The organism is Dehalogenimonas sp. W, assembly GCF_037094495.1.
Classification (GTDB): Bacteria; Chloroflexota; Dehalococcoidia; order Dehalococcoidales; family Dehalococcoidaceae; genus Dehalogenimonas; species Dehalogenimonas loeffleri.
On the sequence record NZ_CP146612.1, the window covers coordinates 259,405 to 279,479 of the forward strand.

The window sequence follows — 20,075 nt, forward strand, 5'->3', positions numbered from 1 at the left end:
TCTATTAAATTGCAGATTCCAGCGGAAACAGTAAAAGAATTACGTGAAAAATGCGGCGCCGGCGTTATGGACTGCCGCAATGCTCTGATTGAAGCCGAAGGCAACGTAGACAAAGCCTTTGAAGCGCTTCAGGCCAAGGGTTTCCAGAAAGCCGCCAAGAAGGCCGAGCGCGTTACCGGTCAGGGCGTTATTGAAGCCTACGTTCATACCGGCGGCCGGGTCGGTGCCCTGGTGGAACTGAACTGCGAAACCGATTTTGTTGCCCGCACTGACGAGTTCAAGAAGCTGGCCCATGAAGTGGCCATGCAGGTAGCCGCCATGTGCCCGATCTACCTGTCCGAGGCTGAGCGCCCGGAGGACTGTGAAGAGGACGCCGCCAGCGTCTGTCTGCTGTCCCAGGCCTACATCAAAGACCCCTCCAAGTCCATCAATGACCTGATCACCGAAGTGATCGCCCGCACCGGTGAGAACATCCGGCTGAAGCGTTTCGCCCGGTTTGAACTCGGCGGCTAAGACCGCCTGAATTAAGTAACGTTTTAACCGGCCGCGGCAAGCGGCCGGTTAATATAAAATAGATGAGGAGGCCGATGACTGACGTGGCGAACTCCCAAACGACACCTGATGCCGCCTCTTTGGATGCTTCCGACAGCCCGGTTGCCGGTGACCAAACCACCGGTAAGTTAAAATTCAAACGGGTCCTGCTGAAACTCTCCGGTGAAGCCTTCGCCGGGGACGCGCGGGGTCTCATTGACATCCCCACCATCCGCGGTATTACCCATCAGATTAAAAATCTTATCAGCATGGGCGTTCAGGTTTCTGTAGTCGTCGGGGCCGGCAATATCTGGCGCGGGGCTACCGTAGCTAAAGACGGCATTGACCGGGTAACCGCGGATTATGCCGGCATGCTGGCTACCGTTATCAATGCCCTGGCGCTCCAGGATTTGCTGGAAAAAGACGGCGTCAGCACCCGCACCCAGTCAGCCATTACCGTACAGCAGGTGGCCGAACCTTTTATCCGCCGCCGCGCCATCCGGCACCTGGAAAAAGGCCGGGTAGTCATCTTTGCCGGCGGCACGGGCAACCCGTACATGACCACTGATACCGCCGCGGCACTGCGCGCCATAGAGATTGAAGCCCAGGTGCTCCTGATGGCCAAGAACCGGGTGGACGGCGTCTATAACGCTGACCCGCTGAAGCATCCGGAAGCCGTCAAGTTTGACCGGCTGACTCATCTGGAAGCGCTCAACAAGCGGTTGAAGGTGATGGATGCCACAGCACTGTCGCTCTGTCTGGAAAACAAGCTCCCGATTATCGTCTTTGATATGACCGCCCCCGGTAATCTGGAACGCACAGTTACCGGTGATGCGGTCGGTACACTTATAACAAGCGAGACTCAAACATGAACATTACTGAAATCCTGCAAACCGCTGAAAAGAAGATGGGCGTTTCCATTGAGGTGCTGCACCGGGAACTGGGTGCCATTCGCACCGGACGGGCTTCAACGGCCATTATTGAGCATGTCCGCGTGGACTATGCCGGCACGCCGACGCCGATTCACCACCTGGCTAACGTCTCGGTACCGGAATCCCGCATGCTCTACATTCAACCTTGGGACCGCACCATGATGGGCCCGATTGAAAAAGCGATCATGAAGTCAGACCTGGGTTTAACCCCGTCTAACGACGGGCAGGTTATCCGCCTGTCCATCCCGCCCCTGTCGCAGGAACGGCGTGTGGAGCTGACCAAAATGACCCACAAACGGGTGGAGGATGACAAAGTTGCCATCCGCAACATCCGGCGGGAAGCGCAGGACCATTTTAAAAAATTGGAAAAGGATAAGGAAATTTCTCAGGATGAAGCCAAACGCGCGGCCGACACCCTGCAGAAATTGACCGATAATTATATAGCCAAAGCCGACCTGCTGGGCAAGGAAAAAGAAGCGGAACTGCTGAACGGCTGATTCCGGTGTTTAAGCCACCCTTTTCTGCTTCCGGTGAAACCTTAACGACCGGCATGGCAAATTAGCCCGGTTAGCCCGCCGGGTTATGTTATAATCAATCAAAGCTGAATTACCGCTTATTTTCGGAGATAATCACTTGAACGGACTCCTGTCAGTCAAACAACTGGTCGTTGACCTGATTACCCAGGCCGCCGCGGCCGCTCAGGAAGCCGGCCGGTTGCCGGCTGTCACCGTGCCGCCTGCGGGCATTGAACACCCGCAGAACACCAGCCACGGCGACTATGCATCTTCATTGCCGCTGAAAATGGCGCGCGCCACCGGTATGAAGCCGCTGGATATCGCCGCCGCCATCGCTGAATTCATTCCGGCGGTTCCGGAGATTAAGTGCGTCGCAATCGCTCCGCCAGGTTTTATTAACTTCACCCTGTCCGATAATTGGATTATTGAGCAGGTGGAAGGCATCATCAATTCCGGCGATACCTACGGCAGCATTGATATCGGCCGCGGCAAGACCGTCCAGGTAGAGTATGTTTCCGCCAATCCCACCGGCCCCATTCACGTCGGCCACGGTCGTGGTGCCGTACTGGGCAGCACGCTGGCGCTGGCGCTGGAAGCCGCCGGTTTTGACGTCCAACAGGAATTTTACGTCAACGACGCCGGTAATCAGGTGCTTTCTTTTAAGCGCTCCTTATACATCCGCTACCTGCAACAGCTCGGCCGGGATGCCGAGATGCCGACGGAAGGTTATTTCGGCCATTACATGATTGACCTGGCCGCGGAGATCGTTGCTGAGCACAGCGACCGCTTCGCTGATATCCCGGAAGCTGAAGCACTGGAAAAACTGGGAGCCATCGGTCTGAGCAAAATGCTCGGTTTAATCCGTGACGATCTGGCCGGCCTGAGCGTTAATTTTGACCGCTGGTTTTCGGAGAAGAGCCTCTTTGAAAGAGGCGAATATGATGCGGTCATCAACCGGCTGAAAGAGGCCGGCTATATACTGGAAAAAGAAGGTGCGGTGTGGTTTGCCTCCACCGCTCTGGGGGAAAACAAGGACAACGTCATCGTCCGTTCTGACGGCACGCCCACCTATTTTGCCAGCGATATCGCCTACCATTACGACAAATTCGTCACCCGTCGGTTTGATAAGGGTATTAATATCTGGGGAGCCGACCACCAGGGTCATGTTTCCCGCATGAAATCGGTATTACAGGCGCTTGATATTGATCCCGAACGGCTGCATGTCATCATTTCCCAGTTGGTCACGCTGCGCCGCGGCGAAGAATTGGTACGGCTGTCCAAACGGACCGGCGACATGATTACCCTGCGGGAAGTGCTGGATGAAGTAGGCGCAGATGCCTGCCGGTTTAATTTCCTGTCCCGCGGTGCCGATTCTCAGATGGACTTTGACATGGAGCTGGCCAAAAAGCAGTCAGCGGAAAATCCGGTTTATTATGTCCAGTACGCGCACGCCCGCATCTGTTCCATCATCAGCCTGGCCGCTGAACGCGGCATCAACTATCCCGAAGGCGATGTCACCAAACTGGTAGAACCGGCGGAACTGGAACTGCTGCGCAAAATGCTGCTGTTGCCGGAAGTCATCGCCCAGGTGGCCGAAACACTGGAACCGCATCACCTTGCCTATTACGCCCAGGTCCTGGCCACCGCGTTCCATGCCTTTTACAAGGATTGCCGTGTGGTCTCCGATGATACCTGCCTGTCACAGGCCCGGCTCAAGCTGATGATCGCCGCGCGGCGGGTTCTGGCGCGAACACTCTGCCTGATGGGCATGTCGGCACCTGAGAGTATGTGAACTTCCGTCGGCTGGTATGACTGCAAACATTTTCGCGGGCTCCATAATTTCTTCACATTCTCAGGTTATAATAGGATGGTTGGCGCGTCAGGCGTCAAATATATACTTTTAAAGGAGTCCCTCGGATGAACCGCTGGCTAATTTCGCTGATTGTCATACTCCTGATCGCCGGTACTGCTTACAACGGCACTTTGTTGTCGCAGGCTAACAGCGATTTGAGTGAAGCCCAATCCGGTCTTACCACGCTGGAAAACACCAATACCAGCTTGCAAACTTCCCTGGCTGACCGTCAGGATGAGCTTGACTCACTCGCAACCGCCATCACCGCCATGGAACAGACGGTAAACCAGCTGGTAGCCGCGCCTGACCAGAGCGGTGTTGATTTTGTAGCCCTGGTAAACCAGGTGGAACCGTCAATTGTGTACGTTGAGGTGTCCTCACGCTTTGGAGCCGGCACCGGTTCGGGAACCATTATCCGTGCTGATGGCTACGTTCTGACCAATCAGCACGTTGTTGACGGCGCTACATCGGTCCAGGTGACCTTGATGACCGGCGAAACTTACAGCGCCACCATCATTACCACCAACGTTGACCTTGATACCGCAGTACTCAAACTCAATACTACCCGCACCGACCTGCCGGCTATCACTATCGGTTCTTCCTCGGCCATGCTGGTCGGCGAGCAAATTATGACCGGCGGTTTCCCGCTGGGGGATGAATTATTCGGGGATGCTTCGTTTGGCCCGGCTACCTTCAATACCGGCATCGTGTCGGCTATCCGCACCATGACCTCCAGCAATTCCTACAACCCCAATTCGCAGATTGACTACATCCAGATTGACGCTGACATTAACCCCGGCAATTCCGGTGGCGGACTGTTTAACACCCGGGGGGAACTGATCGGCATTCCGTCTTACGGTTTCGCCGCCGGTATTAATACGGCGGTGCCGATTGATGCGATCAAATCCATCATCCAGAACGCTGTCGGCAGTTAAGGAAGCAGACTGATGAACATTAAAGCTGTCTTTTCTGCGGCCATCGTCACCGTCGTAATCGTCGGTAACGCCGTCATGTTTTCGGCTCAAGCCGGCCTCAACGACCAGATTGATGCGGTCAATGACCGCCGGACAGCCGTGGCCGAGGCCAATTCCGGCCTTCAAACGGCTGTCACCGATCTGCAAACAGGAACCGTTCAGGCGCAATCCGCCTTAACTGCATTGACAGACTCTATCGCCGCGATGCATACCGGCACGCCGGTATCGGCGTCTGGAACGTACACCGCCTTAATCCAGTCTATTGACCCGGTCACCGTGCTGGTTAACGCCACCGGGCCGGGATTACGGGGCTTCGCCTCCGGCATTATCGTCAGTGCTGACGGCTATGTTCTGACCGTGCTGCATAACGTGGACAACGCTAATTCCATCCGCGTCACTTTGAATACCGGTGAGGAGTTCACCGCCACCGTTGTTCAAACTGACGCGGCTGCTAACCTGGCTCTGCTGAAAATGAGCACCAGCCGCACCGACCTGCCGGTAGCCGCACTGGGGGCTATGGCCGATGTCCAAACCGGTGAGGCCGTCATTGCTGCCGGATATCCGTTGAACGACGACTTGCCCGGACCGGCCAGTTTCACTTACGGTATCGTCTCTGCCCTGCGTACCAGTACTGACTACTTCTTCGTGCAAAGCGAAGTACCCATCGCTCCCGGCAGCGGCGGCGGCGGGCTGTTCACACTGAACGGCAAAGTCATTGGCTTGTCTTCACTGGCCGAAGCCACCGGTATCTATTTATTCGTGCCTATTGATCTGGCTGAACCGCTGCTGGCGCTGATTCCGGCCTAAGCGGCTCCAAACCTTTGGACAAAAAAAGGTGGGTGGTGCTTTCAAAAACACCACCCACTTCAAATATTCAATTATCCTGAAGGACTAGCCGCCTTGAGCGACCGCGATACCGAGCTGCCGGGCGCTGATCTTGCCTTTTTCCAGCTCTGCCGGCGCCGCCAGTACCCAGTCACCGAACTTTTTCCAGCCCAGGTAAGTGGCGAATTTGTCCAGTGCCGCCGCGGAATCGGTGGCCTCATTGGCATGGCAGATGATAGCCGCGAAGGTCAGGCCCTTCTTAACTTCTTCCCGAGCCGGCCAGACGGTCTCAAAGAACTTTTTAGTGTCGCCGGCCAGAGACTGGAACGGCTGGGTGGTCACCAGGACGAAGGCGTCGGCGCTGGCCAGATCAGCCGCCTTGGTTTCAGTGATGTTCTTAACCTCAGCCTGACCGCCGGCCTGAGCGACGCCCTCGGCCGCGGCTTCAGCCAGTGCCTTGCAGCTCCCTGTGAAGGATTGGTAAGAGATGACGATTTTACCCATGAATTATACCTCCATAAAATTAGATTACGTGTTGTTGCGGCGGACATTCCGCCGGACAGTCGGCGACATCACAAGTGACGCACTGCGAAACCAGAGAAATCAGCGCTTCCCGTTCTTCGCTCTCCCGGTGAAGTTCCGCAATACGCTGACGGCTGCGCTCGGCTTCCAGACGCAAAACCTCAAGGGTATGATCCACCCGTTCAGAGCGGTCAACCCCGTCGCTGACCATGACATCGCGGATTTCTTCAAGGTCAAGCCCGACATTACGCAAACGCCGGACGAGTTTGACCCGGCTGACGTCACGGTCATCAAACAGTCGCATTCCGCCGGAAGTCCGCTGCGGAGTTTCCAGTAATCCCTTTTGCTCATAGAAACGCACGGTCCGGACGCTCACACCGGAGCGCCGGGCGACTTCGCCAATCTGGTAAACTCCTGTATTAGTGTTGGATTCAGCCATTGAGAGGCATTCTACCCCGATATAACGTTAGTGTCAATATCTTACCTTACGTCATATAGCCTTCATTTGAGGGCCTGTTATCGCTATGCTACAATGGCTCTTCGTCAAGGAGAACTTATTATTCATGAAAAAACGTGTATTTTCCGGAATCCGCCCTACCGGCCGGATTCACCTGGGTAATTATTTGGGAGCGGTCCAGAATTATGTCGCCATGCAGGATGAATATGACTGCATTTACAGTGTAGTAGATATTCATGCGCTGACCACGCTGGAAGATACCCACCTGTTGAAAGATAATGTCCGCGAACAGGTCATAGACCTGCTGGCAGCCGGACTTGATCCCGATAAATGCATCCTTTTCGTCCAGTCGCATGTGCCCGAAGTGACGGAACTGTTCACCCTGCTGGGGATGGCAACCCCGCTCTCCTGGCTGCTCAGGGTGCCGACCTTCAAGGAAAAGGTACGGCTCCAGCCCCATAACGTCAACTACGGCCTGGTAGGTTACCCGGTGTTGATGACTGCGGATATCGTGCTTTACAAGGCCGAAGCCATCCCGGTCGGCGAAGACCAATTGCCGCACCTGGAACTGGCCCGGGAAATCGTGCGCCGTTTTAATGAGCACTTTGGACCAATATTCCTCGAACCCCAGGGAAAACTGACCAATTTCCCGATGGTGGTTGGCCTGGACGGTCGGGATAAGATGAGCAAGTCACTCAATAATCACATTGAGTTGGCTGCCACGGCTGAAGAAACCTTGAAAAAAGTAATGAGCGCCGTCACCGACCCGGCCCGACGCCTGCGTTCCGACCCCGGTCATCCGGAGGTCTGCAACGTGTACAAACTACACCAGCACTTCAGCCCTGAGGTCATTGAGAATATCGCCGTTGAGTGCCGCTCCGCCGCCCGCGGTTGTGTGGACTGCAAAAAGCAACTGGGGGCCGCCATCAATGCCTACCTGACGCCGCTCCGTGCCCGCCGGGCTGAAATAGCCGCCGACCAGGCATATGTGGACAAGGTTATCCGAGAAGGCGCGGCAAAAGCGCAGGCCATCGCCAAAGTAACCATCACCGAGGTCAAACAGCGAATGGGACTGCTTTAGTCCGCCTCTGGAAAACTGTATGAGCACTGTTATTCTTAAGGTTAACTGTCAGGATAAAAAAGGCATTATTGCCGCTGTTTCCGGTTTTATCTCCGGTCATAACGGGAATATTATCACCCTGGATGAATTTGTTGACCGGGATACCAACACTTTTTTCATGCGGGTGGAATGGGATATCTCCAAATTTACCCTTCAGAGAGCCTACATCAGCACGGCTGTTACCAACCTAGCCGCCGAGAATAATTTCGGCGGTAACTGGGAGCTGTATTTCACCGACGACCTGCCCAAAATGGCTATCATGGTCTCCCGCTTTGATCACTGTCTATGGGATTTGCTGCTGCGACATAAAGCCGGGGAACTTAACTGCCGAATACCGCTGATAATCAGCAATCACGAAGACCTGAGGTATATCGCCGACTTTTACGGCATTGCTTATCAGTACGTCCCCAAGACCACGGAGAATAAGGCTGAGGCGGAACAGACAGAATTTGCCTTGCTTGATAATGCTGGCGTTGATTTCATCGTCATGGCCCGCTATATGCAGGTACTCAGTCCAGATTTCCTGAACCGGTACCACAACCGGGTCATCAATATCCACCACTCGTTCCTGCCGGCCTTCGAAGGCGCCAAGCCGTATCACAGGGCTTTTGAACGGGGGGTAAAAATCATCGGCGCCACGGCACATTTCGCCACCGTAGACCTGGATAAAGGGCCGATCATCCACCAGGCGACACTTCCGATATCCCACCAGGACACCGTGAATGACCTCATCACCAAAGGCCGGGATATAGAAAAAAGAGTTCTTTCGGATGGGGTAAAACTCTATATTGCCAACCGGGTCTTCGTCCATGGCAACCGGACGATTATTTTATAACACTAGTCTGCCGCCCCTGTCTCATCTAAAATAAAGACCTCATCGATGGTTGAGTTTAACGCCAGGGCAATCCGGTGCGCCAATATAAGGGAAGGATTATATTTGCCCTTCTCCAAATATAGTAAAGTTTGTCGTGTTATACCGACCTTTTCCGCCAGATCCTCCTGGGTGAGATCGTAGCGGGCACGGAATTCTTTGATACGTGTTTTCATTGATCCATAACTTTTGAACTTATTTAAGAGCGTTCATTGAACAAATACCAATAATAAGAAAATATCAACACAGCTAATCCAGAGGCAACTACGATTAACAGAGAGGTAGCAGTCGGTGTTTTGAAATCAACAAAGATAAACATCGTCAACCATGTTACGCCAAAGGCATTCCGGGCGCTTTTGTTGATTACTACCTCAATTCTCTCATCAACCTGAACCCATTCGAATTTTTCTCTCTTTACTACGTACCAATATATGATAAACGATCCGTATGAAATCAAAAAGATAATACCAATGGGTATAAGTAACGATTCAGTATCCATCCCCACCTCAACCAACAGGTTGGATGTCATCACTGTTCATATAACCATAACGAATATGGGGACCACATAATAAGATATATATTTCACTTGTATATTCCTTACATCTGAGTCTTCTTCTTGAAATAAAGGAGAGAAATGACAAAAACCAATATTGTCGCGGTGATCCCACCGAGTTAGAACTTGGTGTCGTCAACAATCACCTCGAAGGAAACAGTATAGAATATCAACAGAGCAGCCAAGAATGCATTTCTGGCACTTTTGTCGTTTTCCGACCTGACTCTTTCATCATCGGCTATCTTCCCCGTTCTCTGTCGGCAGCCGATAAAAAGAGCGAAGAACAATGCTAAAATAAACGGTATCAGGATGAATGGTAGAGCACTATCAAAAAGTGTCATAACGATTAGATTACCGACCATAAGAATAGCCGCAGCCCCAATGATATAAGAAACACTGTTAACCGCTTTGGAATTCACAGCACCACCTCGTTAGTAATATTATTTGTACTATATGTACAATATATATTACTTTAAATGCGCTGTCAATAGGTTCTTACGATATCATATGAGCACAAGTGAGATCTAACCAGGGCAGTTGGCGAAGTGAGCCTGCAACTCGCTTGCGGCCTTTAGCAATAGACTCTAACTACAAGCGACTTAGGAATCTCTTGATCCGTTCCAAGGCTTCCTCAATCTGGGACATCGAGGTGGCATAACAGCAGCGGAGGTAACCCTCACCTTGTTCACCGAAAGCAGTGCCCGGTACCGCGGCGACCTTTTCTTCTTTTAACAAACGTTCAGCGAATTCATCTGAAGACAAGCCGGTGCTTTTGACGGACGGGAAAGCATAGAAAGCGCCTCGCGGATCAAAACAGGACAATCCAAGGGAGTTAAAACCGGACACCATGACCATGCGCCGGCGGTTATAGTCCTCCACCATTGCCTGGATATCTTCCTCACCGTTCTTAAGCGCCTCCATGGCGGCTGCCTGCCCCATTGAGGAGGCGCAAAGCATGGAATACTGGTGAATCTTGGTCATGGCAGCAATGATTTCCTGTGGGCCGGCCGCATAACCGATACGCCAGCCGGTCATGGAATAGCATTTGGAGACGCCATTAAGCAGAACCGTTCGCTCTTTCATTCCCGGCATACTGGCGAATGATGGCACGGTGACCCCGTAGGTCAGGCGGTTATAGATCTCATCGGAAATGACGATGAGGTTGTGGCGTTCGGCCAGAATAGCGATTTCGGATAGTTTATTCGCCGGCATAACCGCCCCGGTAGGATTGGCCGGAAAGCCTAATAATATGGCCTTGGTCTTGGGGGTAATGTAGCGGGCAACATCCATGGGATTAATCTCAAATGATTGATCTTCGTAGGTCGGCACCGATACCGGCACCCCTCCAGCCAGCGTGATACAGGATGCATAGGACACATAACAGGGATCAGGCACAATAACTTCATCGCCGGGATCCAGAATAGCGCGGGTGGCCAGATCCAGAGCTTCACTTACTCCAACCGTCACCAGAATCTCGCTTTTCCAATCATAATCAAGTTCATGGATCCGGTTCAGGTAGGCAGCAATCTCTCGCCTCAGCTCCGGTGTACCTGAATTGCTGGTGTACATGGTGCGCCCATGCTCCAGGGCAAAAATAGCGGCTTCCCGAATGTGCCAGGGGGTTGTATAATCCGGTTCCCCGACGCCAAGTGAAATAGCGCCCTCCATGCCGGAAAGAAGGTCAAAAAACTTCCGGATTCCGGAAGGTTTGATCGCCTTAACGCGCTTTGAGGTTCTTGAGTATTCTAAATCAGCTTCAATTGACATATTTATTCAGGCTTTTAAAGGACCACTTGCTGACGCTGCACTTCTTCACTGCCAGCCAGGATTTCCCCGTCTTCCTTATAACGTTTGAGCATAAAATGAGTGGTTGTCCCCATAACCCCGTCAATCTGGGACAGTTTTTGGGAGACAAAATTGGCTACCTGATGCATTGTCTTGCCAGTAACCAGCACCGCCAGGTCATAGGTTCCAGACATCAAATAGACCGTTCTGGCTTCCGGGAAACGATAAATGCGCTCGGCGATGGAGTCAAACCCCGTATCCCGCTGCGGCACGACACGGACTTCAATAATGGCCTCAACACGCTCGTTGGACACCTTTTCCCAGTTGACCACGGTCTTGTAGCGGACAATCGTTCGGTCATCCTCAGCATCTTTGATGATCTGCTTGATTTCAGTAATGCTGCCGCCGGTCATGCGGGCGATGTTCTCAGGAGTTGTCCGCGCGTCAGTCTCCAGAATCTTCAGGATTTCCTGTTTAAGCATAACCGGCCCCCATCACAAATGTGTGCTTCATTATACGCATTCAGTCGGAAGGGTGTAAAGACCACGCGGGTTCAACTATTTTAGAATGGTGAAGCTCTCAACAAAATAGGCAATTTCTTCATCAACGGCCTGCGCTATCTGATCAATGATGATAGACGAAGGATACCCTGTCTGCTTATCATAGGTGACCGTCAAGCTGTCGGCCTGGGTGTCAATCGCTTCCTGAATAATTTCAAACAGCTTCTCAACAGTGTCTGCGCGGTTAAAATAATCTGAAAGAACAGACACTCCTGTTTCTGCATAAATCCGGTCGGTAACCACCCCATCAATCACGCTGATCAATACCGGTTGGACTATTTCCTGCGGGCAGAAACAACTAACCCGCAACTGGAATTGATAATCCTCGATCAATACTGAATCCCACAATATACGGGCTGCATCCAGTTCCTTCTGAGTGGGACTTTTCCCCAAACTACAACCAGCTATCAGGCTCACAATAATAACCAGACTCAGTAATGATAGTCTCAATTTAACCCTCATCTTCACGTTTCCTATAACGCCGGTGTGATAAAAAGGATATTAGGAAAGGCTTGCCATCCTGCCTGCTTGTGCTACAATATTTTTAATCAAGTTGACCGGCATACTGACTGGGAGAAGCGGGAGATAGACCGCGAGATTTCACTTCTGAACCGCAAATAAACTAGATGAATCTCTCAAACCGGTCCTTGGGCACCTTGCAGATAGGACAGGTATCCGGGGCTTCCGGCCGGGCGCACAGGTAACCGCAGACCTTACATCGCCACACTGGTTGGGATAGCTTGATTGTAACACCGCCGCCTGCGGTCTCTTTTGGGGCCGTCATTTCCTGACCTCTCCTTTCGGGTACCGGTTTCAAAGTCTGTTTATGCTGTTTAATTGCCGTATTGACGTACAAGCCGCAGAAACAAGCGCCGTACTCGCTGATATCGGGGTCCCTATAATCACAGGGGCAAATGATATCCAGATCCTCAGCCTTTTCCCCTGAAGCCAGCCGGCAGGGACACGCCTGATAACCGTACCGGTCAGCATTGACCAGCAAACCTTCAAGAAGTGACCTGGTGAACGGAACATCCGGATTCAGATGGTAGCCGCCGCTCTCTGCGTCAGTATTCAGTTGTTGATAGAGCTGGTCAATGGCCTCGGCGGTAACCTGACTATCCTTCACTTCAGCGCCTGCCGGATTTCTTCCTCTTTGAAGCCGACGATAGCTTGCTCACCATTAAGCACCAACGTAGGAAAAGAACTGGCCGGATTCCATTGTGTTAATTCCTTGACTGCCGAAGATCGCTGGTCACCTTGTAACAAATCAACATCTTCATAAGAGTACGCCACTCCTAATTCGCCTAAAAGCTTCTTGGTCTTGCCGCACCAGACACAGGTTGACAAAGCGAAAAGCATAATATCGCCTTTGGCGGCGCCATCCACTTTAATCTTAGCCATGCAGTAACTCCTGTGGTTGAAACGTACGATAATTGTCCCCTATAGTCACCGTTGTGTCAAAATAAACGTTGACAGTAATTCTTTGCACGGCTATATTTAAATAAGACCATAAATAGCCGTGCGACTGGCGGAAGTGGAATCAACCACATGGAGCGCGGTTATCAACGACAGCCGACCGCCTGGGCAAAAACCGCTCAGGCGGTTATTTATTTTCTTCGGAGGACAGACGCGTGTTTTCAAAAGAATGGTTCGTGTACGTATTCGGGCGCTGGATATTGCTGTCAGGCATCGCCGGGGCTATCATGCAGGTTATTATCGCTGATAAAATCGGCATTCCCACCTTTCCTGCCTTCCTGCTTAATCAGTTAATACTCGCCTCGGTATTCTGGTACGTGGATAAATACATCTTTCAGCGCCACTTCAGCGCTGTTAAGCAGATATTCAAATTTCCCCGGGTTCGTGGTCACTTCACCCAGGAGCACCAGTTCAGTAAGATTTCCGAGGAATACCAGGAGTTTGCCGACGCCTACAAGAAAGATCCGGAGAACCACGATAAATGGCTCCATGAATTTCTGGATCTGGCCCATGCCGTAGAGATGACTGAGCGGGTACTGCGGGAAAAAGGCGCCGACGTCAATGGTGAGTTTTACCGCATTATCCAGCAAAATAAAGCTAAAGGACTTTATGAAACCGGCGACTGAACTCTTAACAAGCGCTGGTTCGGTTGACACCGCCGGTTATTAAGTGGGATAATGACAACTTGTCTGACGCGGGGTGGAGCAGTGGCAGCTCGTCGGGCTCATAACCCGAAGGTCATAGGTTCGAATCCTATCCCCGCTACCAAGAGCTTTCAAGAGGCGCGGTTTAAACCGCGCCTCTTCCTTTTCCCCTTCAAAGCCTGCTTTATTCCAGATCACCGAATATCTTGGGCGCTTCGGCTTTCATTATGTCCTTGATGGCATTGGCCACGGCGCGCATTTCCGGGAGCGCCGCCGGTCCGGAGCGCAGTTTAACGATATGGCGGATTTCCCGGAAATTCCAGGAGCAGATAATCTCCGTGGCACAGGCATTCGGCAGCACGTAACGGGCGATTTCCGGTTTGACCCCGGCATTCAGTAACTTGCGGTAGGCATCCCAGGCGTCCTTCATTGATGCTTCATAGACCTCAGCCGCCCCTTCAAACGCCGTCAGCTCCGGAGGAGTAATAAAATCCGCTTCCGACTCCTTGACATACCGCTGGCTCCGCTGAGAATAGCTGGCAATACGGTGCCTCACCAGTTCATGGGTCAGCGCCCGTGAAGCCCGGATATAGAACGATGCTGACGCGTGCTCCAGCAGGCTCTCGTGCCCCTGCTTAATTCTGGCCTGCAGCCAGCGCTCACTGGTACCCTGTTTATCACCGCTGGCATAACACAAACGTCCGGCCTGCTCGGTGAGGTCTTCCCCGTGGGGCGTAACGGCCAGCAATCTAACTTCAATATCGTACTGTTCAGTCATTATCACCTCTCAAGTCTAACAGGCATTATAGCATCGCCGACCAAAACGTTCACGGTTCAGCCCGCCCAAATACCCCCTTTCCATGAATGATATAATACGAGTGAATGGAGATAATATGCCTGATCTGAACGACTATACGCTTAAACTCCAGCAGGAGGAGAGCCAGTTGCTGGCGCGCCGCAAGACCGTGCTGGGGCAAAAATTACTCGTTGACCGGGTTTTCACCACCGAGGCCGCCCGGCGGCGCAAGGAATTGGAGAAAGAACTCACTACCATTGAGAACCGTATCAGCCAGATCCGCTCTATTCTAGGCCAGCGCTTCAGCGAAAACTGAATCCCGACGATATGAACAGAGAACGCTTTTCAGAACTGGTAACTCAGGCGTTGGACAACCTGCCCGAGGCGTTTCTAGAGCTGCTGGATAACGTGGAAATTACGGTAGACGACTACCCCGACCGCCACCAGCTCCAGGGTGATGATGACTGCATGAGCCTGCTGGGTTTATACGAGGGCGTTCCGCTAACCGAACGCGGCGCTCATTACAACCTGGTACTGCCCGACAAAATCACCATCTTTCAAAAACCCATTGAAGCCATTTGCCACACCGATGCCGACATCATTGACCAGGTGGAAACCACCGTCCGTCACGAGGTGGCACACCATTTTGGGCTGAGTGATGAGGAACTGGACCAGATTGAGGAAAACCGGGCTTCAAGCTGAAAACCTCCCCCTGTTAATGCTAAAATAGACCATTATTTATCTCAGCAAGGATATTGCCATGACCGAAACCCCGAAAGCCGAACTCCCCAAGGCCTATGAACCCTCCCAGGTGGAAGACAAGTGGTACAGCCTCTGGATGGAGCGGGGCTACTTCAAACCCGATACTAATTCCACTAAACAGCCGTTTACGATAATCATGCCGCCGCCAAACGTCACCGGCGAGCTGCATCTGGGGCATGCCCTGACCGCTTCGCTGGAAGATATCATGACCCGCTGGCACCGCATGAAAGGCGAACCGGCTTTGTGGCTGCCCGGGGTTGACCACGCCGGCATTGCCGCCCAGGTAGTGGTGGAGCGCATGCTGGCCAAAGAAAACAAAACTAAGTACGACCTGGGCCGGGAAGAGTTCACCAAACGCATGTGGGCGTGGGCTAATTCCTGCCGGCAGACTATCCGCAAACAACATATGAAACTGGGCGCCTCCTGCGACTGGGACCGGGAGGTCTTTACGCTGGACGAGGGTCCTTCCAAAGCCGTACGCACTACTTTCAAGAGCCTGTACGATCAGGGCTTAATTTACCGCGGCGAGCGCATCATCAACTGGTGCCCCCGCTGTCATACCGCCATATCCGACCTGGAAGTGGACCACAAAGACCTGAACGGGCACCTGTGGCACATTAAATACCCGCTCGCAGATGACCCGACCCGGTTCGTCACCGTGGCCACCACCCGCCCTGAAACCATGCTGGGCGACGTGGCCGTGGCGGTTAATCCCGATGATGACCGCTATAAAGCCCTGGTCGGCAAAAAGCTGGTTCTGCCGCTGATGAACCGGGAAATCCCCATCGTGGCGGATGATATCGTAGATATGACCTTCGGTTCCGGCGCCGTCAAGACCACGCCGGCGCACGACCAGACCGACTTTGACATCGCCCAGCGGCATAATCTGCCGCTGATCAATATTTTTGATCAGGACGCCAAACTCAACGGCAACGCCGGCAAGTATGCCGGCATGGACCGCTACGCTGCCCGCAAACTGGTGGTGGAAGAACTGGCTCAACTGGGACTGCTGGTCCTGGTTCAGGATTATGCCCACTCCGTGGGTCACTGTCAGCGCTGCACCACGGTTGCCGAGCCGACCGCCTCTCGTCAGTGGTTCGTCAAAATGGAACCGCTGGCCGCACCGGCCATTGCGGCAGTCAAATCCGGGGAAATCCAGATACTGCCGGAACGTTTCAACAAAGTCTATCTCAACTGGCTGGAGAACATCCGCGACTGGTGTATTTCCCGCCAGCTCTGGTGGGGTCACCGGATTCCCGTCTGGTACTGCAAAGATTGCGGTGAGACCATTGTGGCGATTGAGGCGCCCACCACCTGCCATAAATGCTGTTCGGCCAGTGTTGAACAGGACCCCGATGTGCTGGACACCTGGTTCTCGTCAGGCCTCTGGCCGCACTCCACACTGGGTTGGCCGGAGGATAACGCCGACCTGAACCGCTTTTACCCCACCAGCGTCATGGAGACCGGCTACGACATCCTGTTCTTCTGGGTGGCCCGCATGATCACCATGGGGTTGCACAACACCGGCAAGGTTCCTTTCCGCACCGTCTATCTGCACGGCCTCATCCGGGATGAAAAAGGCGAGAAGATGAGCAAGGTTAAAGGGAATGTGCTGAATCCGCTGACGCTGATTGACCAGTACGGCACTGACGCCCTGCGTTTCGGCATTACCACCGGCAATTCACCCGGCAATGATATTAAGCTGTCGCTCAACCGTCTGGAGGCCGGACGCAATTTCGCCAACAAACTATTCAATGCTTCCCGTTTTGTCATCAGTTACCTCAACAAAATAGAACCCGGTACGCTCCAAATCACCGAACTGCCGGCTGAAGACCGCTGGATACTCTCCCGTCTGAACCGGGTTATCGGCCAGGTCAACTCCTTCATGGAGGAATTCCAGTTCGGCGAGGCGGAGCGGACTATCCATGATTTCATCTGGGGCGAGTTCTGCGACTGGTATATTGAGCTGTCCAAGGTCCGCTTGCAGTCCGATGCCGGCCATTCCCCGTTGCCGGTGCTGCTGAAGGTGCTGGATAATTCCCTCCGGCTGCTGCACCCCTTCATGCCCTTTGTGACCGAAGAAATCTGGCAGCACCTGCGGCCATACCTCGGTGATACGCCGGATTCCATCATGATTGCCGCCTATCCGGAAGCCGACCCGGCGGAAATTGATGCCGCCGCCGAGACCTTCGTGGACGGCCTGATTGAGGTGGTCAAAGCTATCCGCAACGTCCGCGCCGAACACAAGGTGGAAGCCGGCCGCTGGATACCGGCCGAACTTCACACCGGCGACCTGGCGGCGGAGCTGGCACCCTACCAGCCCATTATTGAAAGCCTGGGCCGGGTCAGGCCGTTGACGATCAGCGATGACCGTGTTCAAGCCGAGAGCGACACTGAACGGCTGGTGCTGGTACTGCGGGACGCCGAACTGGTACTGCCGTTGTCCGGTATGATTGACCAGGAAGCCGAGAGCGCCCGCGCCGCTAAGGAACTGGCCGAGACCGAGTCTCAGGTGACCCGGCTGTCGGCCATGCTCAGCAACGAAGCCTTTACCGCCAAAGCCCCGCCCCAGGTGGTCGCCAAGGAACGCGCCAAGCTGGAGGCGCTGGAGGATAAACTCAAGCGGCTGAAGGGTGGGTAGGGCGAGCTATCAGCTATCAGCTATCAGCTATCAGCGATAGTTATAGCAATAATAGAGAATGTGTCCAATAGTCGGCTATAAAGGGTTCAGGTGCCGCGGCTATGGTCATCGCTTTGGTGACTGGTCAAATCGGCGGCGATCACCTGACCTGCTGGTTTGTCATCCCTCAGCCTTAAAAACACCGGAGCGCGCAGGGCGCCGTCGGTGGTAATTTCAGCGTATTTAACCTCGGCGACCAGTTCCGGTTTCAACCAGTTGATACTGCGCTGTCCCGGTATCGGCTCCGAGAAGGCAGAGGTTTCGGTTGCCAGCGGCTGCATAGCTGAAACAAGAGCGGTCAGCAGGGATTCGTCAAACCCGGTCCCGACATTGCCGCGATGCATCAGTTTTCCTGAAGTATCATACTGCCCCAGTACCAGGGCCCCGAAACTGCCGGTCCGATTACCCTGGCCCGTGGTATACCCGGCTATCACAAAATCATCGCTGCGAGTGGCCTTAATCTTCAGCCAATCCGGTGACCGCCGCCCGGGCTGATAAACCGCGGCGCGGCGTTTGGCAATGATGCCTTCCATACCCACAGCAAGCGCGGCTTGAAAAACCTCCGCGGCATCCCCGGTCAAACGGGACACTGCTTTGACGCTGGTGCCGGACTGCAATGTCTTGTCCAGCAATAGAGAACGGAATTCCTGACGCATCCCGGTAAGCTCATAACCGTTAAGGTAAAGCAGGTCAAAAATAAAATAACGGAGCGAGAACTTAACCTCTGCCCCACCGGATCGGGGTTTGAACAGGCTTTGCAGGCATTGAAAACAGGGACGCCCTGCAGCGTCCAGCGCCACCATTTCCCCATCAAAAACGGCTTGTTTCACCGGCTGAGCAGCCAGTTCCCGGACAACATCGGGGAATACCGCGGTATAATTCTGAAAATTGCGTGATTGCAGGCGGACCTGCCCGTCCCTGACGAAAGCGATGATACGATAACCATCCAGCTTAGGTTCAAAAAACCAATCCGGATCATTGAAAGGCTTGTCAGTCAGGGTTGCCAGCATCGGCGGGACGCGCCGCGGCATCTCCACCGGTATGGCTCCGGGCAAATCATCAGGCTGATATGGTTCACGGCTGGGCATCGGCGTTCATCCCTTTCCAGCGACACCCGTTTTAGCTTTAGCCAGGCTGGCTTCCAGGGCCGCCATCAGGTCAACAGTATCCTCTTCTGCGGGCGGAGGCTGGGTCGGCGCAGGTTTACGGCCTTTAACTTTGGCGTCAATAATCTTCTGAAGGGCTTCCCGGTATTCATCACGGTACTGGCCCGGGTCAAAGGGCTGCACCATACTGTTGATGAGCGACTCAGCCATAGTAAGCTCGGCTTTGGTCAGCTCAGTCTTTAACGGCATCACCTCCGGCGGCGGCATGATTTCTGCCGGGTAGCGCATGGAGTGGAGTGAAAGTCCCGCACCATGAGGCCGCAGGCAGGCCAGGTGTTCTTTACGGGCAAAGGTGACCTTGGCGACCGCAATTTTTCCGGTCTTGATCATAGCTTCCCGCAGCAATTGGAAAGGCTTTTCGCCCATCGGCCGCGGTTCAAGGTAATGGGTGTCAAAAAAGAAAATGGGGTCAATCTCCTCCGCCCCGACAAAAGCCTGTAAATCAATACTGCGGGTGGTCTTCAGCGGCACTTTTTCAAAGTCCTTGTCCGTCATCACCACATACTGACCTTTGGCGTACTCATAGCCCCGAACAGTGTCCTTGATGCTGAAATATTCATCATCTTCCGGGCAATGCAGAACCTGATTGGGTTTGACCAGGTCTTTCTTGTGCAGGTAACTGAACCGCAACGGCCGCTCCCGAATGGCTACCGACATTGAGACCGGGATGACCACCAGCCCGAAACTGATGGCCCCTTTCCAGAATGTTTTCGGCATATCGCCCTCCGCTATTGTGCTGTCTTTAATAATACTCCAAAAAAGATGTAACTCTTATACCCGGAGTCTCTGTTATCCGCACCAGGTCTTGAGGCTTCCCGTTCATGGCCGTCTAAGCTCACCACGACCGATCTTGAAGTTCAGTTCGTATTCTGTCCGATAAACGAAGGAAGCGAATCCATTTTCACGATTGAATCGGGTGCTGCGGATGATTCGTCGTGATATGAAACAATTAAGCTCAGACAATTCTCTATGCGGACTACAATTTTTAGAACATATAATAGCATATTCTGCGACGTTGCGCAAGAGGTAAATGTCTCATTTTGGAAATATATAT

General features: G+C 53.3%; 25 protein-coding genes, 1 tRNA gene and 1 riboswitch. Of the genes, 13 read left to right on the plus strand and 13 right to left on the minus strand.

Going from position 1 to position 20,075, the window contains the following annotated elements; all coding sequences use genetic code 11:
• Positions 1–9: 9 nt before the first annotated feature.
• From V8247_RS01200 to V8247_RS01225, 6 genes are all read left to right on the plus strand, one after another.
• Complete coding sequence (locus V8247_RS01200) at positions 10–513, plus strand: translation elongation factor Ts (RefSeq protein WP_338737950.1); 504 nt, start codon at positions 10–12, stop codon at positions 511–513.
• Positions 514–587: 74 nt separating this feature from the next.
• Complete coding sequence (pyrH, locus tag V8247_RS01205) at positions 588–1,403, plus strand: UMP kinase (RefSeq protein WP_338737952.1); 816 nt, start codon at positions 588–590, stop codon at positions 1,401–1,403.
• Positions 1,400–1,960, plus strand: a complete 561-nt coding sequence (frr, locus tag V8247_RS01210; protein WP_338737954.1) for a ribosome recycling factor — start codon at positions 1,400–1,402, stop codon at positions 1,958–1,960. The genes pyrH and frr overlap by 4 nt, the downstream gene beginning before the upstream one ends.
• 136 nt (positions 1,961–2,096) lie before the next feature.
• Complete coding sequence (argS, locus tag V8247_RS01215) at positions 2,097–3,770, plus strand: arginine--tRNA ligase (protein WP_338737956.1); 1,674 nt, start codon at positions 2,097–2,099, stop codon at positions 3,768–3,770.
• 125 nt (positions 3,771–3,895) lie between these two features.
• Entirely contained in the window at positions 3,896–4,765 is an 870-nt protein-coding gene (locus V8247_RS01220; RefSeq protein WP_338737958.1) for a trypsin-like peptidase domain-containing protein, read from the plus strand.
• A gap of 12 nt (positions 4,766–4,777) precedes the next feature.
• The gene (locus V8247_RS01225) at positions 4,778–5,611 is read left to right on the plus strand and encodes a trypsin-like peptidase domain-containing protein (RefSeq protein WP_338737960.1); all 834 of its coding nucleotides are present in this window, start codon (positions 4,778–4,780) and stop codon (positions 5,609–5,611) included.
• A gap of 84 nt (positions 5,612–5,695) precedes the next feature.
• On the opposite strand, the gene V8247_RS01230 is transcribed toward V8247_RS01225, so the two are convergent.
• Both V8247_RS01230 and V8247_RS01235 read right to left on the minus strand, forming a co-directional pair.
• Entirely contained in the window at positions 5,696–6,133 is a 438-nt protein-coding gene (locus V8247_RS01230; RefSeq protein ID WP_338737962.1) for a flavodoxin, read from the minus strand.
• Positions 6,134–6,152: 19 nt separating this feature from the next.
• Entirely contained in the window at positions 6,153–6,590 is a 438-nt protein-coding gene (locus tag V8247_RS01235; protein ID WP_338737964.1) for a MerR family transcriptional regulator, read from the minus strand.
• A gap of 124 nt (positions 6,591–6,714) precedes the next feature.
• On the opposite strand from V8247_RS01235, the gene trpS reads away from it, so the two are divergent.
• Positions 6,715–7,689 (plus strand): tryptophan--tRNA ligase, encoded by a 975-nt coding sequence (gene trpS / locus V8247_RS01240; RefSeq protein WP_338737966.1) that lies wholly within the window; start codon positions 6,715–6,717, stop codon positions 7,687–7,689.
• 19 nt (positions 7,690–7,708) lie between these two features.
• Complete coding sequence (gene purU, locus V8247_RS01245) at positions 7,709–8,563, plus strand: formyltetrahydrofolate deformylase (protein WP_338737969.1); 855 nt, start codon at positions 7,709–7,711, stop codon at positions 8,561–8,563.
• 2 nt (positions 8,564–8,565) lie between these two features.
• Here the strand turns inward: purU and V8247_RS01250 are convergent, their stop codons facing one another.
• The 8 genes from V8247_RS01250 to V8247_RS01285 form a co-directional block, all read right to left on the minus strand.
• The gene (locus tag V8247_RS01250) at positions 8,566–8,775 is read right to left on the minus strand and encodes a helix-turn-helix transcriptional regulator (protein WP_338737971.1); all 210 of its coding nucleotides are present in this window, start codon (positions 8,773–8,775) and stop codon (positions 8,566–8,568) included.
• Between the two features lie 23 nt (positions 8,776–8,798).
• On the minus strand, positions 8,799–9,098 hold the full coding sequence (locus V8247_RS01255; RefSeq protein WP_338737973.1) for a hypothetical protein: 300 nt from the start codon (positions 9,096–9,098) through the stop codon (positions 8,799–8,801).
• A gap of 173 nt (positions 9,099–9,271) precedes the next feature.
• Entirely contained in the window at positions 9,272–9,571 is a 300-nt protein-coding gene (locus tag V8247_RS01260; RefSeq protein WP_338737975.1) for a DUF2178 domain-containing protein, read from the minus strand.
• 169 nt (positions 9,572–9,740) lie between these two features.
• Positions 9,741–10,919, minus strand: coding sequence for an aminotransferase class I/II-fold pyridoxal phosphate-dependent enzyme (locus tag V8247_RS01265; protein ID WP_338737977.1), 1,179 nt, complete (start codon positions 10,917–10,919; stop codon positions 9,741–9,743).
• Positions 10,920–10,933: 14 nt separating this feature from the next.
• Positions 10,934–11,419 carry an Lrp/AsnC family transcriptional regulator gene (locus V8247_RS01270; RefSeq protein WP_338737979.1) on the minus strand — a complete coding sequence of 162 codons (486 nt, stop codon included), beginning with the start codon at positions 11,417–11,419 and terminating at the stop codon, positions 10,934–10,936.
• Positions 11,420–11,494: 75 nt separating this feature from the next.
• On the minus strand, positions 11,495–11,947 hold the full coding sequence (locus tag V8247_RS01275; protein ID WP_338737982.1) for a DUF6174 domain-containing protein: 453 nt from the start codon (positions 11,945–11,947) through the stop codon (positions 11,495–11,497).
• Positions 11,948–12,119: 172 nt separating this feature from the next.
• Positions 12,120–12,623 (minus strand): ferredoxin-thioredoxin reductase catalytic domain-containing protein, encoded by a 504-nt coding sequence (locus V8247_RS01280; RefSeq protein WP_338737984.1) that lies wholly within the window; start codon positions 12,621–12,623, stop codon positions 12,120–12,122.
• Positions 12,620–12,898 carry a glutaredoxin family protein gene (locus tag V8247_RS01285; RefSeq protein ID WP_338737986.1) on the minus strand — a complete coding sequence of 93 codons (279 nt, stop codon included), beginning with the start codon at positions 12,896–12,898 and terminating at the stop codon, positions 12,620–12,622. The genes V8247_RS01280 and V8247_RS01285 overlap by 4 nt, the downstream gene beginning before the upstream one ends.
• A 110-nt stretch (positions 12,899–13,008) precedes the next feature.
• A riboswitch (ZMP/ZTP riboswitch) is annotated at positions 13,009–13,090 on the plus strand.
• 38 nt (positions 13,091–13,128) lie between these two features.
• On the opposite strand from V8247_RS01285, the gene V8247_RS01290 reads away from it, so the two are divergent.
• A complete protein-coding gene (locus tag V8247_RS01290) occupies positions 13,129–13,599 on the plus strand; it encodes a hypothetical protein (RefSeq protein WP_338737988.1) in 471 nt (156 codons plus the stop codon).
• 67 nt (positions 13,600–13,666) lie between these two features.
• A tRNA-Met gene (locus V8247_RS01295) sits at positions 13,667–13,741 on the plus strand.
• 60 nt (positions 13,742–13,801) lie between these two features.
• Here V8247_RS01295 and thyX read toward each other — a convergent pair.
• The gene (thyX, locus tag V8247_RS01300) at positions 13,802–14,395 is read right to left on the minus strand and encodes an FAD-dependent thymidylate synthase (RefSeq protein ID WP_338737990.1); all 594 of its coding nucleotides are present in this window, start codon (positions 14,393–14,395) and stop codon (positions 13,802–13,804) included.
• 115 nt (positions 14,396–14,510) lie between these two features.
• Here thyX and V8247_RS01305 point away from each other — a divergent pair, with 115 nt between their 5' ends.
• From V8247_RS01305 to V8247_RS01315, 3 genes are read left to right on the plus strand one after another with little or no spacing between them, the layout of a single operon-like run.
• Complete coding sequence (locus tag V8247_RS01305; RefSeq protein WP_338737992.1) at positions 14,511–14,729, plus strand: hypothetical protein; 219 nt, start codon at positions 14,511–14,513, stop codon at positions 14,727–14,729.
• An 11-nt stretch (positions 14,730–14,740) separates the two neighbouring features.
• Entirely contained in the window at positions 14,741–15,115 is a 375-nt protein-coding gene (locus V8247_RS01310) for a metallopeptidase family protein (RefSeq protein ID WP_338737994.1), read from the plus strand.
• 58 nt (positions 15,116–15,173) lie between these two features.
• Positions 15,174–17,816, plus strand: a complete 2,643-nt coding sequence (locus tag V8247_RS01315; RefSeq protein WP_338737996.1) for a valine--tRNA ligase — start codon at positions 15,174–15,176, stop codon at positions 17,814–17,816.
• A gap of 86 nt (positions 17,817–17,902) precedes the next feature.
• On the opposite strand, the gene ligD is transcribed toward V8247_RS01315, so the two are convergent.
• Positions 17,903–18,943 carry a non-homologous end-joining DNA ligase gene (ligD, locus tag V8247_RS01320; RefSeq protein ID WP_338737998.1) on the minus strand — a complete coding sequence of 347 codons (1,041 nt, stop codon included), beginning with the start codon at positions 18,941–18,943 and terminating at the stop codon, positions 17,903–17,905.
• A gap of 6 nt (positions 18,944–18,949) precedes the next feature.
• Positions 18,950–19,738: a Ku protein gene (locus V8247_RS01325; protein ID WP_338738000.1), complete on the minus strand. Its 789-nt coding sequence runs from the start codon at positions 19,736–19,738 to the stop codon at positions 18,950–18,952.
• Positions 19,739–20,075: the final 337 nt, after the last annotated feature.

Excerpts from the sequence above, each read along its gene's own strand:
- pyrH (WP_338737952.1), top strand. The coding sequence starts at position 588 with ATGACTGACGTGGCGAACTCCCAAACGACACCTGATGCCGCCTCTTTG.
- frr (WP_338737954.1), top strand. The coding sequence starts at position 1,400 with ATGAACATTACTGAAATCCTGCAAACCGCTGAAAAGAAGATGGGCGTT.
- V8247_RS01220 (WP_338737958.1), top strand. The coding sequence starts at position 3,896 with ATGAACCGCTGGCTAATTTCGCTGATTGTCATACTCCTGATCGCCGGT.
- V8247_RS01225 (WP_338737960.1), top strand. The coding sequence starts at position 4,778 with ATGAACATTAAAGCTGTCTTTTCTGCGGCCATCGTCACCGTCGTAATC.
- V8247_RS01230 (WP_338737962.1), bottom strand. The coding sequence starts at position 6,133 with ATGGGTAAAATCGTCATCTCTTACCAATCCTTCACAGGGAGCTGCAAG.
- V8247_RS01235 (WP_338737964.1), bottom strand. The coding sequence starts at position 6,590 with ATGGCTGAATCCAACACTAATACAGGAGTTTACCAGATTGGCGAAGTC.
- trpS (WP_338737966.1), top strand. The coding sequence starts at position 6,715 with ATGAAAAAACGTGTATTTTCCGGAATCCGCCCTACCGGCCGGATTCAC.
- purU (WP_338737969.1), top strand. The coding sequence starts at position 7,709 with ATGAGCACTGTTATTCTTAAGGTTAACTGTCAGGATAAAAAAGGCATT.
- V8247_RS01250 (WP_338737971.1), bottom strand. The coding sequence starts at position 8,775 with ATGAAAACACGTATCAAAGAATTCCGTGCCCGCTACGATCTCACCCAG.
- V8247_RS01255 (WP_338737973.1), bottom strand. The coding sequence starts at position 9,098 with ATGGATACTGAATCGTTACTTATACCCATTGGTATTATCTTTTTGATT.
- V8247_RS01265 (WP_338737977.1), bottom strand. The coding sequence starts at position 10,919 with ATGTCAATTGAAGCTGATTTAGAATACTCAAGAACCTCAAAGCGCGTT.
- V8247_RS01270 (WP_338737979.1), bottom strand. The coding sequence starts at position 11,419 with ATGCTTAAACAGGAAATCCTGAAGATTCTGGAGACTGACGCGCGGACA.
- V8247_RS01285 (WP_338737986.1), bottom strand. The coding sequence starts at position 12,898 with ATGGCTAAGATTAAAGTGGATGGCGCCGCCAAAGGCGATATTATGCTT.
- thyX (WP_338737990.1), bottom strand. The coding sequence starts at position 14,395 with ATGACTGAACAGTACGATATTGAAGTTAGATTGCTGGCCGTTACGCCC.
- V8247_RS01305 (WP_338737992.1), top strand. The coding sequence starts at position 14,511 with ATGCCTGATCTGAACGACTATACGCTTAAACTCCAGCAGGAGGAGAGC.
- V8247_RS01310 (WP_338737994.1), top strand. The coding sequence starts at position 14,741 with ATGAACAGAGAACGCTTTTCAGAACTGGTAACTCAGGCGTTGGACAAC.
- V8247_RS01315 (WP_338737996.1), top strand. The coding sequence starts at position 15,174 with ATGACCGAAACCCCGAAAGCCGAACTCCCCAAGGCCTATGAACCCTCC.
- ligD (WP_338737998.1), bottom strand. The coding sequence starts at position 18,943 with ATGCCCAGCCGTGAACCATATCAGCCTGATGATTTGCCCGGAGCCATA.
- V8247_RS01325 (WP_338738000.1), bottom strand. The coding sequence starts at position 19,738 with ATGCCGAAAACATTCTGGAAAGGGGCCATCAGTTTCGGGCTGGTGGTC.